The organism is Lentilactobacillus parabuchneri DSM 5707 = NBRC 107865 (assembly GCF_001435315.1).
Taxonomy (GTDB): domain Bacteria; phylum Bacillota; class Bacilli; order Lactobacillales; family Lactobacillaceae; genus Lentilactobacillus; species Lentilactobacillus parabuchneri.
Window position 1 is genome coordinate 20,266 of sequence record NZ_AZGK01000018.1, and the last position, 18,152, is coordinate 38,417.

Consider the following 18,152-nt stretch of genomic DNA (forward strand, 5'->3'; position numbering starts at 1 on the left):
GTTCCGACGCAACTGACACTGCGATCTAAGACACTTTTATTCAAATCCAAAACCAGGATTTAAATAAAAGCGCACTTAGCTCTCCGACGGCTGTGAAACCGCCTAGCCTACTTGGCGTGTCAAAACGTTGCTCGTCACACTAAACGTGCTACGCAAACCAACTTTCTCCGCTTAGTCCAATTAGCGCCTTCAACGCAAGACCCGCGTCAAAGGCGCTAATTAAACTAATGCTCAAAAGTAACCCGGTTTGCTCCGCACTCTGGTCATTAATACCCCGTCGTCGACCTCAACAACTCTGGGTTTCTATTCGACAATAATAGTGCGTGTCCCGACGCATCAAAGATCATGCTTTCAAATTCACGGTGTGAATTAAACCGCGTGTACTTAATGTCACTTGGTCTCAAACTACCGCGACCATTTAATTTCCGTGCCGGCAGCGTTTGGATCGAATCATCCGAAACGAGATACAATCTGCCGTTATGCGGGTTATAGCCCATGGCCTGTTGGTGGGTTCCCGTTTGTTTCCGCAAGAGCTGCTTCGTTAATTTCACATGGATTGACCGGCTGCCTAATTTGGCCTTATAAATCTTCACGTGGCCGGACGAAATTCCCCACCAGTAAGCATTTCCTGAATTATCAAAGGTCAGGTCATGGCCTGCTGGGACCATCGCCCCACGATTATTCATGTGGAACTTGATGGCTCGGTTCGGTTTTAGTGACGACATGCTGATCCGCTGAATCGTCGACCAAGTCGTCGGCTTCATATCAGGTCGGTCGCGCCACATCCAGATAGCGTGCTGTTTCTTGTTGTATGCCAGCGATTGGCCGTGACCCACATTGAACATCGGCCCAACCTTCATCCCAGCAGTCTTCTTCGTCAGTGCATCTTGTGCCTGGCTCAAGCTCATGTTGTCCAAGGTACTGCGATTGTAGCGGACAATAAAGCCTTTACCGTGGAATTGGTGCGGCGCATACAAGACGAACAGGTACTTACCGCCAAATGCGGCTGCTTGCGGATTGGTGACATCCCGACTGGATTTTCCCAATGCCATGTGCGTATTTGGCAGCAAATACTTGGTCTTTAACGTCCACTTGGTGCCATGAACGCTCTTAATGGTTTCGCGGCCGGATGGATTTTTCGACCAACCGTAGTTGCCTGCTTTAACGAACTGGACGTTACTGTTGTTCAAAATTCGCAGACTTGAACCCGAATACTGACTGATGGCATTACTGCGTTGAACGTATGTCGCAGCATCTACCGTCCCAACAAATGATGTCCCTAGCAAAACTGCCGTGGCTATTCCCACGGATAACTTACCAAATTTCATAATACCCCTCCAGATATGTCGTTGATTTGATATGTTGATAACAAAATTGTACCACTCATTTGGGAGAAATAATGATATTATTAACACTTACCGCATGAAAATTTCACCCATCACCAACTAGTAAGAATGGTTAGCTTGAAGAACCTCTGGACAGTGGTTAACCAGCAGGTTGCCTCGAGAACTGCCATCATAGGCAATCCCTTCAAATTCCCGCTTCGGCCCAAATTGAGTCCACTCAAAGCTGTTATTCGTCAGATGCCCGTGACCATTAAGTTTCTTAGCCGGGAAGCTGGCAATTGACGCGTCCGACAGCATTAACAATCGTTTGCGCACAGGATTATACCCCATGCTTTGAATGCGCGTGCCGGGCAAATGCTTCAGCACCTGATGCGTCAACCTGAAATGAACTGATTTATGGTGAATTTTCCCCTTAAAGATATAAGCACCCCAACCAGGAAACGACCAGAAATAGGCATTTCCGGAATGATCGAAGGTGAGATCATGACCACCCGGAACGGATACGCCGTGGCTGTGGAGTCGGAAACGAATGGCGTAGTCCGGCCGCAACGTCGATGCCTTGATGTGCTGGATGTATCCCCAGTTGCTAACAGGAATTCGGGGAGCCTTTTCCTTGTCCCGCCACATGTATAGCCCGTGGTTCTTCCAGTTATAGGCCAGCGATTGGCCGTGGCCGGTCGTAAAAATCGGGCCAACCTTGATATACTTGTGAATTTGTTTTTGGGTCTTCGAATATTTGCCGTGGTGCTTATGGTAAGCATTTTTCAACTGCTGTGGGTGAAGTTGAATCCCCATTGCGTCAAGCTTTTTGATATTGAAGCGAACAATTCGCCCCTTATTATGTAGGTTGGTTGGGCAGTAAACAATGTACATATAATGTTTCCCATTCATGGCAATTGACTGCGGATTCCCCCACCGCTGACCATTTTTTCCAGGCAGTGGCAACAGATACCGCGTCCGAAAGGTGACCTTCGTCCCGCGTTCGGCTTTAATCGTGTGCTCGTCATCGGTATTTGAAACATGGTAATACTGTTTTGGCACCTTAACATAGTGGACCTTCGAGTTATTCAAGTTGCGCAGTGACCCTTTATGAAGCGCAGACGATCGCTGGTGGTAAACGTGATACTTCGCGTGGGCCGTGATTGGCGCCCCAACTACTAAAAATAAGATCGCGCAAATAAGCGCCTTAAAAAGCCTCATACAATTCCCCCTCAGAAATGAATGAATCTTAAGATTTTATAAAATTCAGATACAAAGATAATTTTATCCTTTTACTTAACGAAAGTAAATGTTTTTAATGAATGATTTGTAATAGTAAGAACTAAAAAACAGGCCCCGAACACATTGAAAGCCTGGAACTTCCAGTAGTATCAGAGCCTGTTGTAACGCGTTTGATTCAGTATGTAAAGGCTTATTTTGCAAGCGGATCGACAAAATTGGCATTGTGCAGTGATACGTTTGGTCGAAACTTCTTGCCAACCTTTTCCCATTCGAAATTAGAGCTGACTTTAATCTTTTGGTCTTTTTTATCCACTTCAGTGATTAAAATCAGCCGGTGATCAAACACCGTTCGTGTGCGTTGATAGTCCGGTGTATCTGCCAGAATCTTGGTATTCTTCCGGGTAAATCCCCCAAGGTCAATCAAATCATAATCCATTTATACCCCTCCTCATTTTAAACACCTTAATTATAAGCAACTGGAGAAGATATGCCTAAATTGGGCAGATAGGCGTTTAGATTAGCTGTCTCTTATTTCAAGAATAACTTTAATGCTCGCGTTATCTCATCTATTTGCACTCATGGTCTGTAACTTATTGCCGACATCACCGCTCTAACAACAATTCGAAGCGATTAGTCCATCATCACCCGTCAACCGAAATAAACAGACGCCTTGGAAATTCTTTCTGCCATCGATTCAAATTACCCTAAAAGGCCAAAAATGAAAATTCCCAAGTTTTTGGATAATCGCCAAAAAGTGGGGAAAGCCGGCACGTACAAATTATGGAGACAAAACGCTCAATTCTTAGAGCCACAAGGGATTAATATACTAGACAATTTATTTGACGGTCATTCCAAATTAGGCCATAATTTGATTAATATCGTACACATATAATAGGTATGTTATATTTTTTGAGCGCTTCGAGCATATTTCTAACATAACGAAGCATATCTTTGGCTTTTATGCCAGCATGCCTCAACAAATGACGGGGGGATTGGATTGGATTACACACTTTTCTTTGAGAAAAACGACCAGCTGTCATACATGCTTTTGCAACGATTCTACGCCAAACGAGACCGCCTCGTGACGATCTCTTCGGTCCTGGATCAACTGCCCATCTCTGAATATAAGTTGTCGCAGCTGTTAACGTCCATTAACCGTGACTTGGACAAAATTCAGTATTCAAATCATTCACAAATCACCACACCCGAAAAAAATGTTTTAAAGGGCGAAAACATCACCAAAACCGTCCTGAACGAAATTCGACTGGTCTACCTCAAACGGTCGGTCTTGTTTGCGCTGTTTCAATACAACTTTTTGCAATCCAAAATGGTCTCAAAAGCCACCTTCATGAAGAAACACTTTATCAGTAAGACGAAGTTCTACTCAACAGAAGTTCAACTCCGAAGCATTCTCAACGATTCGGATTTCTACAACTCACCGAACATCGTCAATAATTACGAATACGTTTTGAGGTTACATATTTTCGAATTCTTCTATACTGCCTTTAACGGCATTGACAGTCCGTTTGAGGACCTCAACGTAAAAATCAACAATCTCATCATCCGAATTCAGGCCCAGTTTTCATTTCTCATCAAGCCGGTTCAAAAAAGTAAGCTGGAAATCTTTCTCAAGGTCTGGATTCTGCGTATGCAAAACGGCCACTATATCAACGACCGGATCATCCCGCCGGCCCACGTGACCCCGGCCGTTCGTGAAAAGCTCACCAGTATTCAAAAGTTCATCGAAGATCAATTCAACTGCAAGCTCAGGGGCGAAGAAAATAACTACCTGTATACGTTTTTGCTGACTCAAGAATACGTCGACGGCCTCCAAGACGTCCTTACCAAGGATGATTACCCCTTGGCCTACGATTTGTCCGACCAACTGATCAACGCTTTAAAAACAGAGGGCGGCCTAAGTGACCCCGATAGTTTTGACACCACGCAACTGTACAAAAACTTATCCCGGATTCACCTGCAGTTCATCACGCTGTATATCGAACCGACCACCTTCATTTCTTTGGACCAAATCAACTTCTTCAAGCAAACGTACCCGATTTTCCACGCGATTATTAATCACTTCATTCTCCAAGTCAAAGACAAGAATATGATGCACCTCAATAAGCGGGAGTCCGCCAATCTGTACTTTGACTACATGTTTGCCTTTATTAATACGATTCCAAGGGAAATGGTTCTTGATAAGGTGCACATCTGCGTCGATTTTTCTCAGGGAAGTCTCTACAACAATTACATTACCAACACGCTGAAGGGATTTGCAAACGCCAACATCGTGATTGAGTCGAATCTCACCAGGGCAACCGACATTTATCTGTCAGACTTCTACTCAACGGCGGTCAAAAAAGCCCAAATCATTTGGCGTAATCCACCTTCCCCTGACGATTGGGGAGCCCTTGGCGATACCATCATTCACTACAAACAAGAAAAAGTGCAAAATCTAGTTGGTAAAATTTCAGCTTTGAACGGGGAGGACCTAAACGATGTCTGAACATCAATTGTTATCATACAAGCAAGTCATTGGACTCGGCATGATCCCAATCATGTGGGGCTTTTTGTCGGCCGCTCCAGTCAATGTTAAGGCTGACGATTTTACAAGCGCCCCCACTCAAAATTCCGGCCAACCGTCGACCGCTCAAAGCGACCAGCAATCAACAACGGACACCACAACTACCGACCAATCGGCTGTACCACAAGCTGAGACAGCTGATTCAACTGCATCCCCGAAACAACCGGTTGCTTCAACCGAGGCTTCCGACGCTTCCACAACTGATGCCGATCAGGCCGCCGCAGCCAATAACGCTGATCCGCAAACGCCATCAGATAACGCAACGTCAAGTGATGCTTCAAATGAACCTGCGCAACCGGATAAATCCGCCTCCAGCGCGGATTCAGACACGTCTTCAGCGGACGCAACAACCGACCAGGCGGGCACCGACACGACCGAAACGGAGACGACAGACTCACCAACCACAAGCAACGGAATTACCAACCCGAATAAAAGTGCCGATAAAACGGCAGCGACCAAGGATCAGGCAGCTCAGCTCAACGCGTTGGTCAAGCAATACTTGGCAACTTATAACCGTCTGCACAACACAACTTATCAGCTGTCCGACACGACTATTTTAGCGAACACCATCGAAAATAATTTGACCGATACGCAAAGCCAAGTGGCTGACCAACAGACAATTTACAACAATCTCAATACGCTGCTGGACAAAATGATCGCCGACAACCGATTGTACCTTCTGCAAAATTTCCACGGCGTCGATATTGCCTTTAACCTGGTCACAAACGGCACCATATACACTAACGTTGCCAAAAGCCTGGTTATCCCGATTTATATTCAAACCACTGATTCCAACGGCAACCAAATTGGCGAGTTGATCCCAGTGACAGATGCCAACGGAAATAGCCTTCAATACGGCGATAGTTGGTCCACACTGGCGCCGACACTTGCTGACTACCAATTGACCAGCAATGCGGCAGCAGCCAGCAGCGGGTCTTGGAACGCCGGATTTGACTATGGACAACTCAACGCCAAGGGTGAGTTGATCATCAAATACGTTTATACGAAAATACCGGTCACACCGATTATTCCAATAACGCCAATTGCCCCCGTTGAACCTGATGTTCCGCAACCTACGCCGACTCAGCCGCCCGTTTTGACGCAGCAAATCACCAGCCAGCCGACGACGCTTTCACCGAATATCGTCTTCGAAAATCCAACCCCTGTCTCAGAACCAGTCACTATCACAAGGCCGGCCTTTAAACCAAATCACAACGATTACACCAACCTGCCCAACCGGCAGCCGAAGCAACCGCCCGACACCCGAGAGGCGATCGCGCTTCGTGATCTGGTCCAAACAAATCCGTTTACCCTGGTCGCTCAATACACCATCCCGGTTGTCCGCACGGCATCGAGAGTCGCCAACCCCGTGGCCAGCCAGGAAACAGCCAAAGCCCAACCGGAATCGCAAGTCGCTAGTGTCCCCTATATCCAACCCAGATTGGACGCCACCGAGCAACCACTGATTGTCCGAAATGCTGCTTTGGATTTGGCCGCTTCGACTGTGCAAGCTCAAAACAAGCTGACCAATCCCATTATCAAGCCGCATCAGCCCGCAAGAGAATTTCCCGGTGGCCTTCCCGGCCATACCCAGCTGGGGGTCTTCTTCTCGATTCTAAGCGGCAAGGTCAACTTTGGCACCACTACTGATGAGGAAAATAAGCTATAACGCGTTTGGAGTGTGATGACCGTGCACTACTTTATAACTTCCCAAATTGACACCTACACCTCAGCTATTGAAATCGCAGAAATTCAACGCCTCAAATTATTTGACGACCTTGACCAACCGGCAGCGATTGTGACCCGCAACTATGTCCGTGATGCCGCACAAGTTTGGAACCAGCTGGGAATTTCCGGTCGGGTCATCAATCTGTTTCAGTATTTTCAGGGAAGCCCGGATGGCCCCATGCCGACAACCCAGGCCGTTTTGAAGCAGGCCACCGACGTGCCGATTGAAAATAACGTTGGCGTGGTTGATGGCAAAACGCGCGTCAAGGTCTCAACGTACGGAGACGAGCTATACTACATTGACTATTTAGATAAATGGGGCTTCACCGACCGCCGGGACTTTTACGATCAAAACCGGCTGGCTTATTCAGAATACTTTGATGATAGCAGTCGGCTTAACTCGCGGATTTATTACACTCAAAGTGGCGAACCGGTTTTGACCTTTCGCTATCACGGTGGCCCCGACAACCAGGCAATCTTGAGCTTGATTATGCTCTATCATCAGCATCAACACCTGCAATTCGATGACATGGACCAGCTGATGGCCTACTTTCTGGATTGTCTGGCCCAAGCCGATCCCGACCCCCGGTTTTACAGTGATCGAGAAGACGTCGCGGTCGTGCCGTTTCAGCTGATGAAACAGCCTGCCAAACGCTACATCATTTTGCATTCGACCTTCACCACCAACGCCAAGCGTGACGGAGAGTTTTATCCCTACGTTAAAAAAATCGCGCACATGACCGACAAGCTGACTGGGATTATCTCGTCAACGACAGCGGAGGCTGAAGACGTCCATGCCCGCATCCCCGGCACCCAAAGCTACACGGTCCCGGTCAGTTACATTCCAAATCGTCAATTCGCCAAAGCCTTCAGCACCGCTAACCGGACCCCAGGTCAAATCATCGCCGTTGCCCGGGTGACCAAGCTCAAACAGCTTGACCACATCATCAACATTGCGATCATGCTGCACCAAAAGCTGCCGGAAGTCGACTTGAAAATTTACGGTTACGAGGATTCCACAAGTGATGCCAAAACCGTTAACCATCTTCATCAGATGATTAAAGACCAGCAGGCAGACGACTATATCCACTTCTGCGGCTACGTTCAAGACCTCACGGAGGTATACGAGGACGCCGACGTTCTTGCGCTGACCAGCCAATTTGAAGGCTTCTCAATGGCGATTCTGGAAGCCCTCAGCCACGGCTGTCCAGTTGTCAGCTACGATATCAACTACGGCCCTGGTGAAATGGTCGAAAGCGGCGTCAATGGTGAACTGGTGGCGGCAGATGACATCAGAAGCATGTATGAAAAGCTCTTGGCGCTACTGACCAATGAAGATCTGCTGAAAACGTACAGCTGGCAGTCCATGATTCCGTTGAATCAATTTTCGGAAGATAGCGTGAAGGCCGATTGGTTAAAAGTCATTGAAGGTGTTTAGCAATTATTTGATAGAAAAAGACCTGGCAAGGACGATTCTAAGTCCCCTGCCAGGTCTATTATTTTGCGTTATTTCATTTTCCGTTGGCTGTCTTCAACGAGCAACTGATTTCATTCATCCAATACCGTCAACCTCACTCAACCAACCGGTCAGCCACAATCCGGCCGTCCTTCACTTCCAAAATGCTTCGAGAACCGTCCCTCAGCAATAGTGAATAGCCGGATTTCTTAGCAGTCTTGGTCACCGCCTTTGAGGCATCAACAAAGCTCTTTCGGATCGTCTTAAGGGCTTTTTTATTTTGCTTGGGGTGCTTGCGCACGATGACCAACGCCTTGTGGTAGCCGGTCTTGGTCACCTGAATCACGTACTGTTTCTTGCTGGCGTCAAAAGTCACATCGCCCAGATTTTTCTTGTAAGTCGTGCGTAATTCCTTCAAAATTGCCTTCTCTCGGCGCTGCTGAAGCTCTTTAGCCTGTTTTTGCTTTGCCGTTTCCGCAAAATACGAGCTCGACTTCAGATCCTTTTGCGACTTGGTAATTCTGGTCTGTTCGGTCGGCTGATTATGCCGGGCATGGACACCATAAGCCACGCTGACAATTAGGCAACCCACCGCAACAATCGTCCAAAATGCCGCAAGCCCGGTTGGCCCTTCGTGGGTATAGGCCCAAATCCAAAAGCCGATGCCAACGAGGGTGAGAACGCCAAACAGGCTGGCAATGATTGTGATTAGCATGACCGATTCCCCCGATCATTGAACACTTGGGTAGCAGCTTTTCTAATTTTCAAATCAAAATCCCCTTACTCTAAGTTATTTCATTGCTGGAACTTTACTTGTCCCAGCTGCCGGCCAGGTAACGCCTTGAAGCCAGCGGCTAATCTTTTGAACCAGTAATCGGATGTTATTTTCAATGCTCAACCACGGCAGCCAATAATATTGGTTCTTGGCTGGCGCGTCCGGTTCGGCAATAATTTCAAACTGCGGTGTCGCCACTTCGCTTGAAATTGGTGCCTGAGAAATTCGCCAGTCAATTGTCATGAATTGGGTCATCAGGCGTTGCTGGAGAACACCGACTGTATAATCGTCCAGCTTGATTGGGTAGCTGACCGCCACGTGCTTTTGTGAAATAAACGGTGCCAGATAGCGGTTCAACTCTTGGATGATCAGGTCACCGAACCGACGGAGTTCCGGAATGTCTCGCGTTAACATGCCAATGATTTTGTGTAGTTCAGGCACGTCAGCCAGATCATCGGGCTCATCCAACTGAATCGCCGGCTGCCTCAACAGGATTGCGAATTGAATGGCTTCCATTAAAAATTCGTCAAGTTCTTCAAAGTACAACGGTGAACGGTAAACCTGCATTCGCGTGATCACCGTCTTGACCACCAGTTGGATGAGGTAAGGCAAAACCGCCCGTTCCTTGGGCCGAATCATCTTGGTGGTGTGCGTATCAACGAAGTAGGGACTGTACGTGACCATGTACTGCAGCCAATAGATTTCGGCTAAGTTAAACTTAATGTTTTCGGATTTTTCAGGAAGGCTGGTGAACCGCATTAATTCGTTGCGTTTTGATTTGGGCAACGTCTGGGATTCCTGGGTCAAATATTTGTACTTTGCCAGCCGAATTGCGGTCACCTGCAGGTATCGTTCCACCGACTGTGACTTCTTGGCTTTGGTCGGCAATGAATTGTCCAATGCTTCCATGTATTTCGCTTCGTCATCGGTTAGTTCCAGATCCAAATTGCCGATTTCGCACAACTGCCAGCCAAAGATGCGGATGACCCGTTCGTCGCCTTGAAGTTCATTGGTACGGATGTTGTAGGTCAAATGGTGATCCTTGAGCCAGTCGACAAAGGGATGCAGGCGCGTGGAAATCGTCGTACTGCCCACCTGCAGCAATGGCTTGGGCTGTTCACGAACCGCTGCCAACAAGCACCGATAGGCAACTGAATGACGCACCAAATACTGTGTCAGCACTTGGTCAATCAAGTCGCACTGCTCGACTAACTGCTTCTTGGATATTTTCTTGCCGGTGATCGCATGATAGTTGGTCATCAAGCGGCGATACACCTGTTGGGTCGAGACGTACGGCCATTTCAACAGCTTGGACAATTCGGTAAATTCAACCCGCTGTTGGGCTCGAATTGCTTCCAGCAGCTGTAATTGCCGGCGCTCCGGATTAGTTAGCAGCATATCAATAAACAAAGGCGGTTCATCTTCTTTCTACATCGTGATTATGTACGAGTGGCCGGACGTGTAGCGGTCCAACCACTCAGTTGAGCCATATTATATTGGTGAAACAGGTGGAAAACGGGTTAATGTCCTAGGAATGTTTGCGCCGCTTGTAGCCAAACAATCCGAGTAATCCAACCAGCGCAACGCCAATCCATGAAATCGCTGAGGAGTTGGTGTCACCGGTTTGTGGTAACGTCGTTGCCTTGGAAACTGGCATGTTCTTCAGCGACGATTGATCACGCCCGGTCATCTCGTTACCTTGGGCAACCGGATAACCAGTCCGTGTCGGTTTGACGCCGTTGGTCGTATAGCCGCCAAATCCGCGCTGGCCATTTTGACCAGCCGTCGTCCGTGGCGTGGAACTGCCGTTTCTGGCAGGTTTTTGTGAAGATCCTTTATTTGAGCCATTTGTCTTGGAGCCATTGTTCGACTGGCTTCCTTTGTTTGGCTTAGTCGGTTTGTTAGGCTGACTTGGTGTTGGCGTATTGCCGCCGTTGCCTGGCGTGGTGTTACCACCAGGGACGGTATTGCCATTTGTATTGTTGGAATTATTGTTATTATTTGAACCACCATTGCCGTTGTTATTATTACTTGGTGTGTTCGATCCGCCGCCGGAGTTGCCGCCACCGCTGTTATTGTTGTTACCACCGCCTCCGCCGCCATTTACGGCAACGTAAACGATTGGCGTATTAAGACTCGCGGTGATAAACGCTGGCAGCTTATATCCAAGCGCCGGATTGCTGGAATCAACCAGCGATAATTTGCCGGTCAGGCCAACCGCATAGTAGCCACTGACATAAGGCACCACTTGGTTGGTAGGAATTGAGACTTTGGTCGGATCGGTGTGATCAACCGCATAAGCAATTGTCGTCCGTTGACCATTTGGCGCCACAATATCGTAGCTGCCGACCTTGTTGTAAACGTACTTGACGGTAACGTCGCCATTGGCAATCTTGCCGGAAGCGTTGGCTGGATGAGCCGTCAAATAATACCCGTCGATGTACTTGGCAGACGTGGTGTAACTGGCACCGTTGGCCAAGTTGGCACCCGATTCAGGCGTTGCGAGTTGCAAGCCATTTCCGTCAACGTATACGGCTGTCCATTTGAAATTAGTCGTGGCATCCGTAATGGTAAACGTCCCTTTTTCGGTCTGAATCGTGTAGTTTGGATTGTCAGTTGTGTTTGCGGTCACGATAATGTCGTAGGTCCCAGCCGTTTCACCAGCTGTTCGAGTCACCGTATAGACCGGCTTAGAACCGGCCGTCGGCTGACCCGTTACCGTCGCCGTCAAATCAGGATCCTTTTGACCGACAACCTTGGTTCCATCGTTGGCCTTGATCGTAATGGCCGCCTTGGTCACAATGGCATCGCCGTTGGTAGCAGAAGCAGCGGCGCCCTTGTTGGCATCGGTAATCTTTTTGAGACCATTCGTGTTCAAGGTTACTTGATAACTACCCGCATTCGCTTGAACCTTGCTCCAATCGAAATCATCATGGGTAAAGGTTGGCATGACGGTATTGGTACCAGACAGTGTCACTTTTGGTAAGGATGTCGTTGGAAATACCGTTGTGCCGTCGTAAACCTTTGTGACATTGCCAACCGTAGCCAGGATGGTGTCAGGCGCAACAATCGTGAAGGTCCCTTTTGTCACGTTAATCGAATAGTTAGGATTATCAGCCGCGTTAAATGTCACGTTGATATCATAGGTTCCCGGCGTTTCACCGGCTGTTCGGGTAACCGAGTACTTCAGATCTGCCCCACTAGTTGGCTTACCACTAATGGTTGCGGTGAGCTGAGGATCTGCTTGTCCTTGAGTCTTGCCGCTATCGTTCGCGGTAATCTTAACGGCAGCTTTGTCGATCGTGACGGTGCCGGCCGTGACGTCTCCAGACACTAATGTCGTGTTGCTGTTGGCATCGGTAATCTTCTTAATTCCACTGGCGTTCAACGTAACGTGATAAGTTCCAGCGTCTGCTTTAACGTTGCTCCAATCAAAATCGGCAGCCGTAAAGGTTGGTGTTGCCAAAACTGATTTGCCGCTCAAAGTAACTTCAGGCAGTTTATTAAATGAAGTTGTCCCATCGTAATCTTTAGTGATATCACTGACGGTTGCTTTAATTGCAACAACTGTTGGTACTTTGGCTTTGATAATCGCTTGACCTGGTGTGATGTCTGAAACTGCCAAAGTGGTGTTGGCATTGGCATCAGTGATTTTCTTAATGCCACTGTCATTCAACGTAATTGAGTAAGTCCCCGCGGTAGCTTGGACCTTGCTCCAGTCAAAATCAGAAGCACTCAGCGTTGGCACCTTCAACCCTGCTTCACCAGTAAGGGCAACGCTTGGCACGTCAGTAAATGTCGTTGTGCCGTCTTCAGTCTTGGTCACATCACCAACGGTTGCTTTAATTGCCACAATAGTTGGGGCCTTAGCTTTGATGATTGCTTGACCTGGTGTGATATCTGAAGTTGCCAAGGTCGTATTGGCATTGGCATCAGTGATTTTCTTAATGCCACTGTCATTCAACGTAATTGAGTATGTCCCTGCGGTCGCTTTGACCTTGCTCCAGTCAAAATCAGAGACGGTCAGATCAGGAACCTTCAAGCCACTCTCGCCACTTAATGTAACCGTCGGAACTGTGGTAAAGGTCGTTGTGCCATCTTCGGTCTTAGTCACATTACCAACAGTTGCCTTAATCGCAGTGACTGTTGGCACTTTCGCCTTGATAATTGCTTGACCTGGTGTGATATCTGAAGTTGCTAAAGTCGTATTAGCATTGGCACCAGTAATTTTCTTAATTCCGCTATCATTCAGCGTAATTGAGTAAGTCCCTGCAGCTGCCTGAACTTTGCTCCAATCGAAATCAGAGACGGTCAGATCAGGAACCTTCAAACCACTTTCGCCACTTAATGTAACTGTCGGAACTGTGGTAAAGGTCGTTGTGCCATCTTCGGTCTTAGTCACATTACCAACAGTTGCCTTAATTGCAACAATGGTCGGTTCCTTAGCTTTGATAATTGCTTGACCCGGCGTGATGTCTGAAGTTGCTAGAGATGTATTGGCATTGGCGTCAGTAATTTTCTTAATCCCACTGTCATTCAACGTGATTGAATAAGTCCCTGCCGTAGCTTGAACCTTGCTCCAATCGAAATCAGAGACGGTCAGATCAGGAACCTTCAACCCACTTTCGCCACTCAATGTGACCGTCGGAACTGTGGTAAATGCCGTTGTACCATCTTCGGTCTTGGTCACATTACCAACGGTTGCTTTAATCGCAGTGACTGTTGGCACTTTCGCTTTAATAATTGCTTGGCCCGGCGTGATGTCTGAAGTTGCTAGAGATGTGTTAGTGTTGGCGTCAGTAATTTTCTTAATTCCACTGTCATTCAACGTAATTGAATAAGTCCCTGCAACAGCTTGAACCTGGCTCCAATCGAAGTCAGAGACGGTCAGATTAGGCACCTTCAACCCACTCTCGCCACTCAATGTGACCGTCGGGACTGTCGTAAATGTCGTCGTTCCATCCTCGGTCTTCGTAACTGAGCCAACTTGAGCTTTAATAGCGGTCACAGTCGGAGTTGGCGTGGTATTGCTCTGCCAGTGGTTCGTAACTAACTGCATCGTCGTACCACCCAGCACACTCACCAACTTAGATGAACCAGTTAAGTAATCCGTCTTGCCGGTATACGTGAAATTAGGGACGGTCTCGTTAATCGTTGGATTGGCAATCTCTGTGCCGACCTTACCTGTGAAGTAAGTCAGATTTGAATTGCCACTAGGTGAAAGTAAGATTGTTGATAGCGTTGCGCCATTATCCGTACTAGGGTCAGTTGGATCCACAACAAGACCACGATTATTAACCAAATCACCAGCCTTAACACTTGAATTGTAGTCTTCTGTAAAGATCGGATTGCCAAATTCATCGACGTTCAGTATTAACGCAAATGATGTGTCATTAGTGGACTGCTTTTGATCAGAGTTCGCCTGGTAGTTACCGCTTGTAATATCACTAATTGCGTTGCTAGCCCCTAAGAATTCACTTGCTGCCGCCACAATATCAGCTGCGCTTCCGGATTTATAAGCTGTTTGTAGATTTGTCCAATATGGTAATACGCTATTGTAAAAGGTAATATTAGCCCCGTTCGCAAATGGCATATCAGTAATGGTTTTCCCATCAGTATTAATGTCCAGTGAACCTAATGCCGACTTAACATTTAACTTAGCATCGCTTAAGATCTGCGCATCGGTATAATTCTTCAACCCATAGTAAAATTGGACCGGATCGACAACGTTTCTAAACGACTTGGTTAATCCCATCGAATTCATTTGATTCAACACTGCCTGATATCCTGCGTGGTTACTTGTTGAGACGACAAGGTCGCCATACTCGTCAACTTTTGCCGTTGTGCCTTCTGGTAACACCAACTTATGTAGCGCTTGTTTGGATCTGGCGACCTGCTTGGCATCAACGCCCTGCTTATCTTCACGCAGCATGCGATTGGCAACGTCTAATTCCGTGCGCATGCTTTGAAGTAAACTGTTCGCCTGAGTCAATGAACCCTGCATCTGGGTCAGACTCTTAGCATTATTAATAGTAGAAACTTTCAAAGCTGCTTGGACTTGTTGAGCCTCGCTGTCCACGTGGGCCTTAAGTGCATCCAATCCAGAATTATGGACAACTTTGTCCGTTGATTTGGCATTGGCTCGGGCTGCATCCGTCTTGACGACTTTGTTAACACTCGCCGACACCTTCTGCGCCTGCTTGGTAACTTTAGTGGCCTGCTTGTTGAAATCGGCGGCGTTTTTAACTTTCACCGTACTTACTTTCTGAACTGTTGCTTTAGTCGCCGACACACTGGCTTTAGTGACAGTTTGTTGGGCAGCTTTTTTGGTGGCGGTTTTCGTTACCGCTGTCGTTTGTGAATTATTTTGATTGTTCTCAACTTGTGTTGCTTGATTATTAGTGGTCTGTTGGCTATCAGCTTGCGATTGCTGATCCGACGTGGTTGTTTGCTCCGAACTAGAATCGATCGTTGCTACCGGCGTGTTTGTGCTGGTATCTTGGCTCTGATCGCTTACCTGGCTCGCCTGAACATCTCCGTTAAGCGTATTCGTCGGTTGGCTCTGGTCATCAATGGAATCGGCCTTTGCCGTTGTAATGCTGGGTGAAAGCAGTCCCGGAACTCCGTGGACCGCTGCTTCATGGGCACCCAGCAGTAATGCAACTGTGGTCATGCCTTGAATCACCCACTGTTTCTTCGCCTTATATAGCTTGTAGCGTGTGACAGTTGGTGCCGATTCCGTTATTTCATCGTACTGATACCGTTTCATAACATTACCCCTCTATTTCTTGGCTTTTAAAATTCCCCTCAATAGAATCTCGTAAGTGTTCTATGTGTGCCCACCCTCATAGGCTAAAATCTATTAAATGTGTTCTATGTATGAGCAAGGGTGCGAACTCCTTGCTCACTTCGGGTTAAATGGATACTCAATCAGGGGAAAGAGGCAATCCATTCAGCTTTGTGCCATTGCCGCCTTGAGGGAGAACGACAATGTCAGCAGCTGCATTGCTTCGAAAGGTTAGTCTTCACGACGGCGCTTTCTCCGCAATGCTGCCAACCCGAGGGTACTCAACATCCCAACGACTCCCAGAATGACTGTTCCGTCGTTTTGATCGTCACCAGTTTGTGGCAAACGATTAGTTGGGTACTGTGTGTTAGCTTTGTTGCTTTGACCATTCAAACCAGATCGATTCAAATTGTTGAATGTTCCTGAACCGTTGCCACCATTACCATTGCGGTTGGTAAGCGTCTGCATCCCGCCATTACCGTTGCCATTGCCGTTACCATATCCATTGCCGCCATTGTTGCCGTTGTTATTATTGTGATTTGGCTTCGATGGGGTCGGTGTGACCTTGTTAGGCTTTGGAGTTGGTTGGGTTGTCGGCTGAGCCGGCTGTTGTGTTGGTTGTTGCGTTGGCTGTTGTGTTGGCTGGTTTGTCGGCTGAACCGGCTGCGTTGGTTGTGTGGTTGGTTGTTGTGTTGGCTGAACCGGCTGCGTTGGTTGCGTTGTCGGCTGCTGCGTTGGCTGAACCGGCTGTGTTGGTTGCGTTGTCGGCTGGTTAGTCGGTTGAGTTGCCTTTCTGTAGTAGATGTACGTATCCTTATCAGGTGTTGCGTACGGAGCTGTTGGTGGCAGGTAACCCTGAGTTGGATCAGATGCATTCGCGAGCTTCAAGACATTCCCGTCAACATCGACTGCGTCATATCCAGAAATGTAGGCCACGATTCCAGTGGTTGGTGTGGTAATCTTTGCTGGATCGTTTGGATCATTTGGATAAACTGTCTTGGTTACATCACCATGACCCGTTGGTGGCGTCACGATGTATTCACCAATCAGTCTGTAGACGTAACTGATTGTCTTATCGGTACTCCCCATAGTTCCATTTGCATCACTAGGTGTTTTGATGAGGTAGTACTTTTGAACAACCGGTGCCGATGATGTGTACGGATCGCCGTCTTTCAAATCAGTCTTAACGATTGATTGAGCAACGGAATTGCCGTTTTCATCGACGTACTTGATTGTCAACGTAACCGTATCGGCCTTGGTAATCGTCAACTTACCAGGGATAACCGTGATATTGTAGTTAGGATTATCAGTTGCACTCGCCGTAACCGGAATATCGTACGAACCAACGTTGATGTCCTTACTGATATCGCCAAGTTGATATTTAAGCGCATCACCCTTATCTGGTTTGCCGGAAATAGTTGCGTCAAATCCTTCGGCATAAGGCTTGCCATCGTACTTCTTATTCAAAGTAGGGCCGGCAATGGTAATTGGTGCTTTGGTGATTGTGAACTTACCGCCGGTAATAGCGTTATCCGCAAAGTTAAAGTTAGGATTTGCTGCCTTAAGCTTGGCAATCCCGGCGTCACTTAGTGTCACGTCATAACTACCAACGTTTTGACTGGTAATACCAGAAGTATTAAAGTCATCCGCAGTCCAGGTAGGCGCGGTAACACCTTCTGGAACATCAACCTTGAAGATGGTTGGATCCGTTGAGGCATCACCATCGTAGACTTTGGTGTTGCCTTCAACCGTTACCTTAGCGTCAGTTACTGATGTAATCGTCAACTTACCAGGAACGGTCGTGATGGTGTAGTTTGGATTATCAGTTGCGTTGGCAGTAACCGTAATATCGTAGTTACCGACGTTGATGTCACCACTGATATCAGTCATGGTGTACTTGAGATCATCACCTTTATCAGGCTTACCATCAACCTTTGCCGTAATTGTCCCGTATGGTTTCCCATCGTAAGTCTTGCTTATGGTTGGAGCCGTAATCGTAATTGGAGCCTTGGTAATCGTGAACTTACCACCAGTAATATCATCGTTACTGATCGTGATGTTCTTATTAGCAGCCTTCAACTTCGCAATTCCAGCTGCACTCAAGTTCACATCGTAGCTACCCACATTTTGACTGGTAATCTGAGCGTCAAAGTCGGAAGCGTCCCAAGTTGGTGCTGTCCAGCCTGTTGGTAGGTCGACCTTAAAGGTGGTTGGGTCGGTTGAGGTATCACCGTTATAAACCTTGGTACCGCCCT

The 18,152-nt window shown here is 47.5% G+C and carries 10 protein-coding genes; 3 read left to right on the top strand and 7 right to left on the bottom strand.

What is annotated here, in order from left to right; translation table 11 throughout:
- Positions 1-266 precede the first annotated feature (266 nt).
- From FC51_RS10790 to FC51_RS10800, 3 genes are all read right to left on the bottom strand, one after another.
- Positions 267-1,328, bottom strand: coding sequence for a hypothetical protein (locus FC51_RS10790; protein WP_057909031.1), 1,062 nt, complete (start codon positions 1,326-1,328; stop codon positions 267-269).
- Between the two features lie 117 nt (positions 1,329-1,445).
- Complete coding sequence (locus FC51_RS10795) at positions 1,446-2,546, bottom strand: hypothetical protein (RefSeq protein ID WP_057909032.1); 1,101 nt, start codon at positions 2,544-2,546, stop codon at positions 1,446-1,448.
- Positions 2,547-2,757: 211 nt separating this feature from the next.
- On the bottom strand, positions 2,758-3,003 hold the full coding sequence (locus FC51_RS10800) for a hypothetical protein (protein ID WP_057909033.1): 246 nt from the start codon (positions 3,001-3,003) through the stop codon (positions 2,758-2,760).
- A gap of 561 nt (positions 3,004-3,564) precedes the next feature.
- Between FC51_RS10800 and FC51_RS10805 the strand changes: the two genes are divergently transcribed.
- Genes FC51_RS10805 through FC51_RS10815 form a run of 3 tightly spaced genes read left to right on the top strand, consistent with a single transcriptional unit; the run spans position 3,565 to position 8,317 of the window.
- On the top strand, positions 3,565-5,073 hold the full coding sequence (locus tag FC51_RS10805) for a hypothetical protein (protein ID WP_057909034.1): 1,509 nt from the start codon (positions 3,565-3,567) through the stop codon (positions 5,071-5,073).
- Positions 5,066-6,820 (top strand): hypothetical protein, encoded by a 1,755-nt coding sequence (locus FC51_RS10810; protein ID WP_057909035.1) that lies wholly within the window; start codon positions 5,066-5,068, stop codon positions 6,818-6,820. The genes FC51_RS10805 and FC51_RS10810 overlap by 8 nt, the downstream gene beginning before the upstream one ends.
- 15 nt (positions 6,821-6,835) lie before the next feature.
- Positions 6,836-8,317, top strand: coding sequence for a glycosyltransferase (locus FC51_RS10815; protein ID WP_057909036.1), 1,482 nt, complete (start codon positions 6,836-6,838; stop codon positions 8,315-8,317).
- Positions 8,318-8,450: 133 nt separating this feature from the next.
- Here FC51_RS10815 and FC51_RS10820 read toward each other — a convergent pair whose 3' ends face one another.
- The 4 genes from FC51_RS10820 to FC51_RS10835 form a co-directional block, all read right to left on the bottom strand.
- Positions 8,451-9,050 carry a hypothetical protein gene (locus FC51_RS10820; protein WP_057909037.1) on the bottom strand — a complete coding sequence of 200 codons (600 nt, stop codon included), beginning with the start codon at positions 9,048-9,050 and terminating at the stop codon, positions 8,451-8,453.
- Between the two features lie 75 nt (positions 9,051-9,125).
- Positions 9,126-10,520, bottom strand: coding sequence for a helix-turn-helix domain-containing protein (locus tag FC51_RS10825; protein WP_057909038.1), 1,395 nt, complete (start codon positions 10,518-10,520; stop codon positions 9,126-9,128).
- Between the two features lie 118 nt (positions 10,521-10,638).
- Positions 10,639-15,879: an MBG domain-containing protein gene (locus tag FC51_RS12300; protein WP_057911305.1), complete on the bottom strand. Its 5,241-nt coding sequence runs from the start codon at positions 15,877-15,879 to the stop codon at positions 10,639-10,641.
- A 249-nt stretch (positions 15,880-16,128) separates the two neighbouring features.
- On the bottom strand, positions 16,129-18,152 hold a 2,024-nt coding region (locus tag FC51_RS10835; protein WP_155519319.1), incomplete at its 5' end, for an MBG domain-containing protein.

Bases quoted from the DNA above. Each gene is read 5' to 3' on its own strand.
- FC51_RS10815 (WP_057909036.1), top strand. From the start codon at position 6,836: ATGACCGTGCACTACTTTATAACTTCCCAAATTGACACCTACACCTCA.
- FC51_RS10795 (WP_057909032.1), bottom strand. From the start codon at position 2,546: ATGAGGCTTTTTAAGGCGCTTATTTGCGCGATCTTATTTTTAGTAGTT.
- FC51_RS10810 (WP_057909035.1), top strand. From the start codon at position 5,066: ATGTCTGAACATCAATTGTTATCATACAAGCAAGTCATTGGACTCGGC.
- FC51_RS10800 (WP_057909033.1), bottom strand. From the start codon at position 3,003: ATGGATTATGATTTGATTGACCTTGGGGGATTTACCCGGAAGAATACC.
- FC51_RS10820 (WP_057909037.1), bottom strand. From the start codon at position 9,050: ATGCTAATCACAATCATTGCCAGCCTGTTTGGCGTTCTCACCCTCGTT.
- FC51_RS12300 (WP_057911305.1), bottom strand. From the start codon at position 15,879: ATGAAACGGTATCAGTACGATGAAATAACGGAATCGGCACCAACTGTC.
- FC51_RS10790 (WP_057909031.1), bottom strand. From the start codon at position 1,328: ATGAAATTTGGTAAGTTATCCGTGGGAATAGCCACGGCAGTTTTGCTA.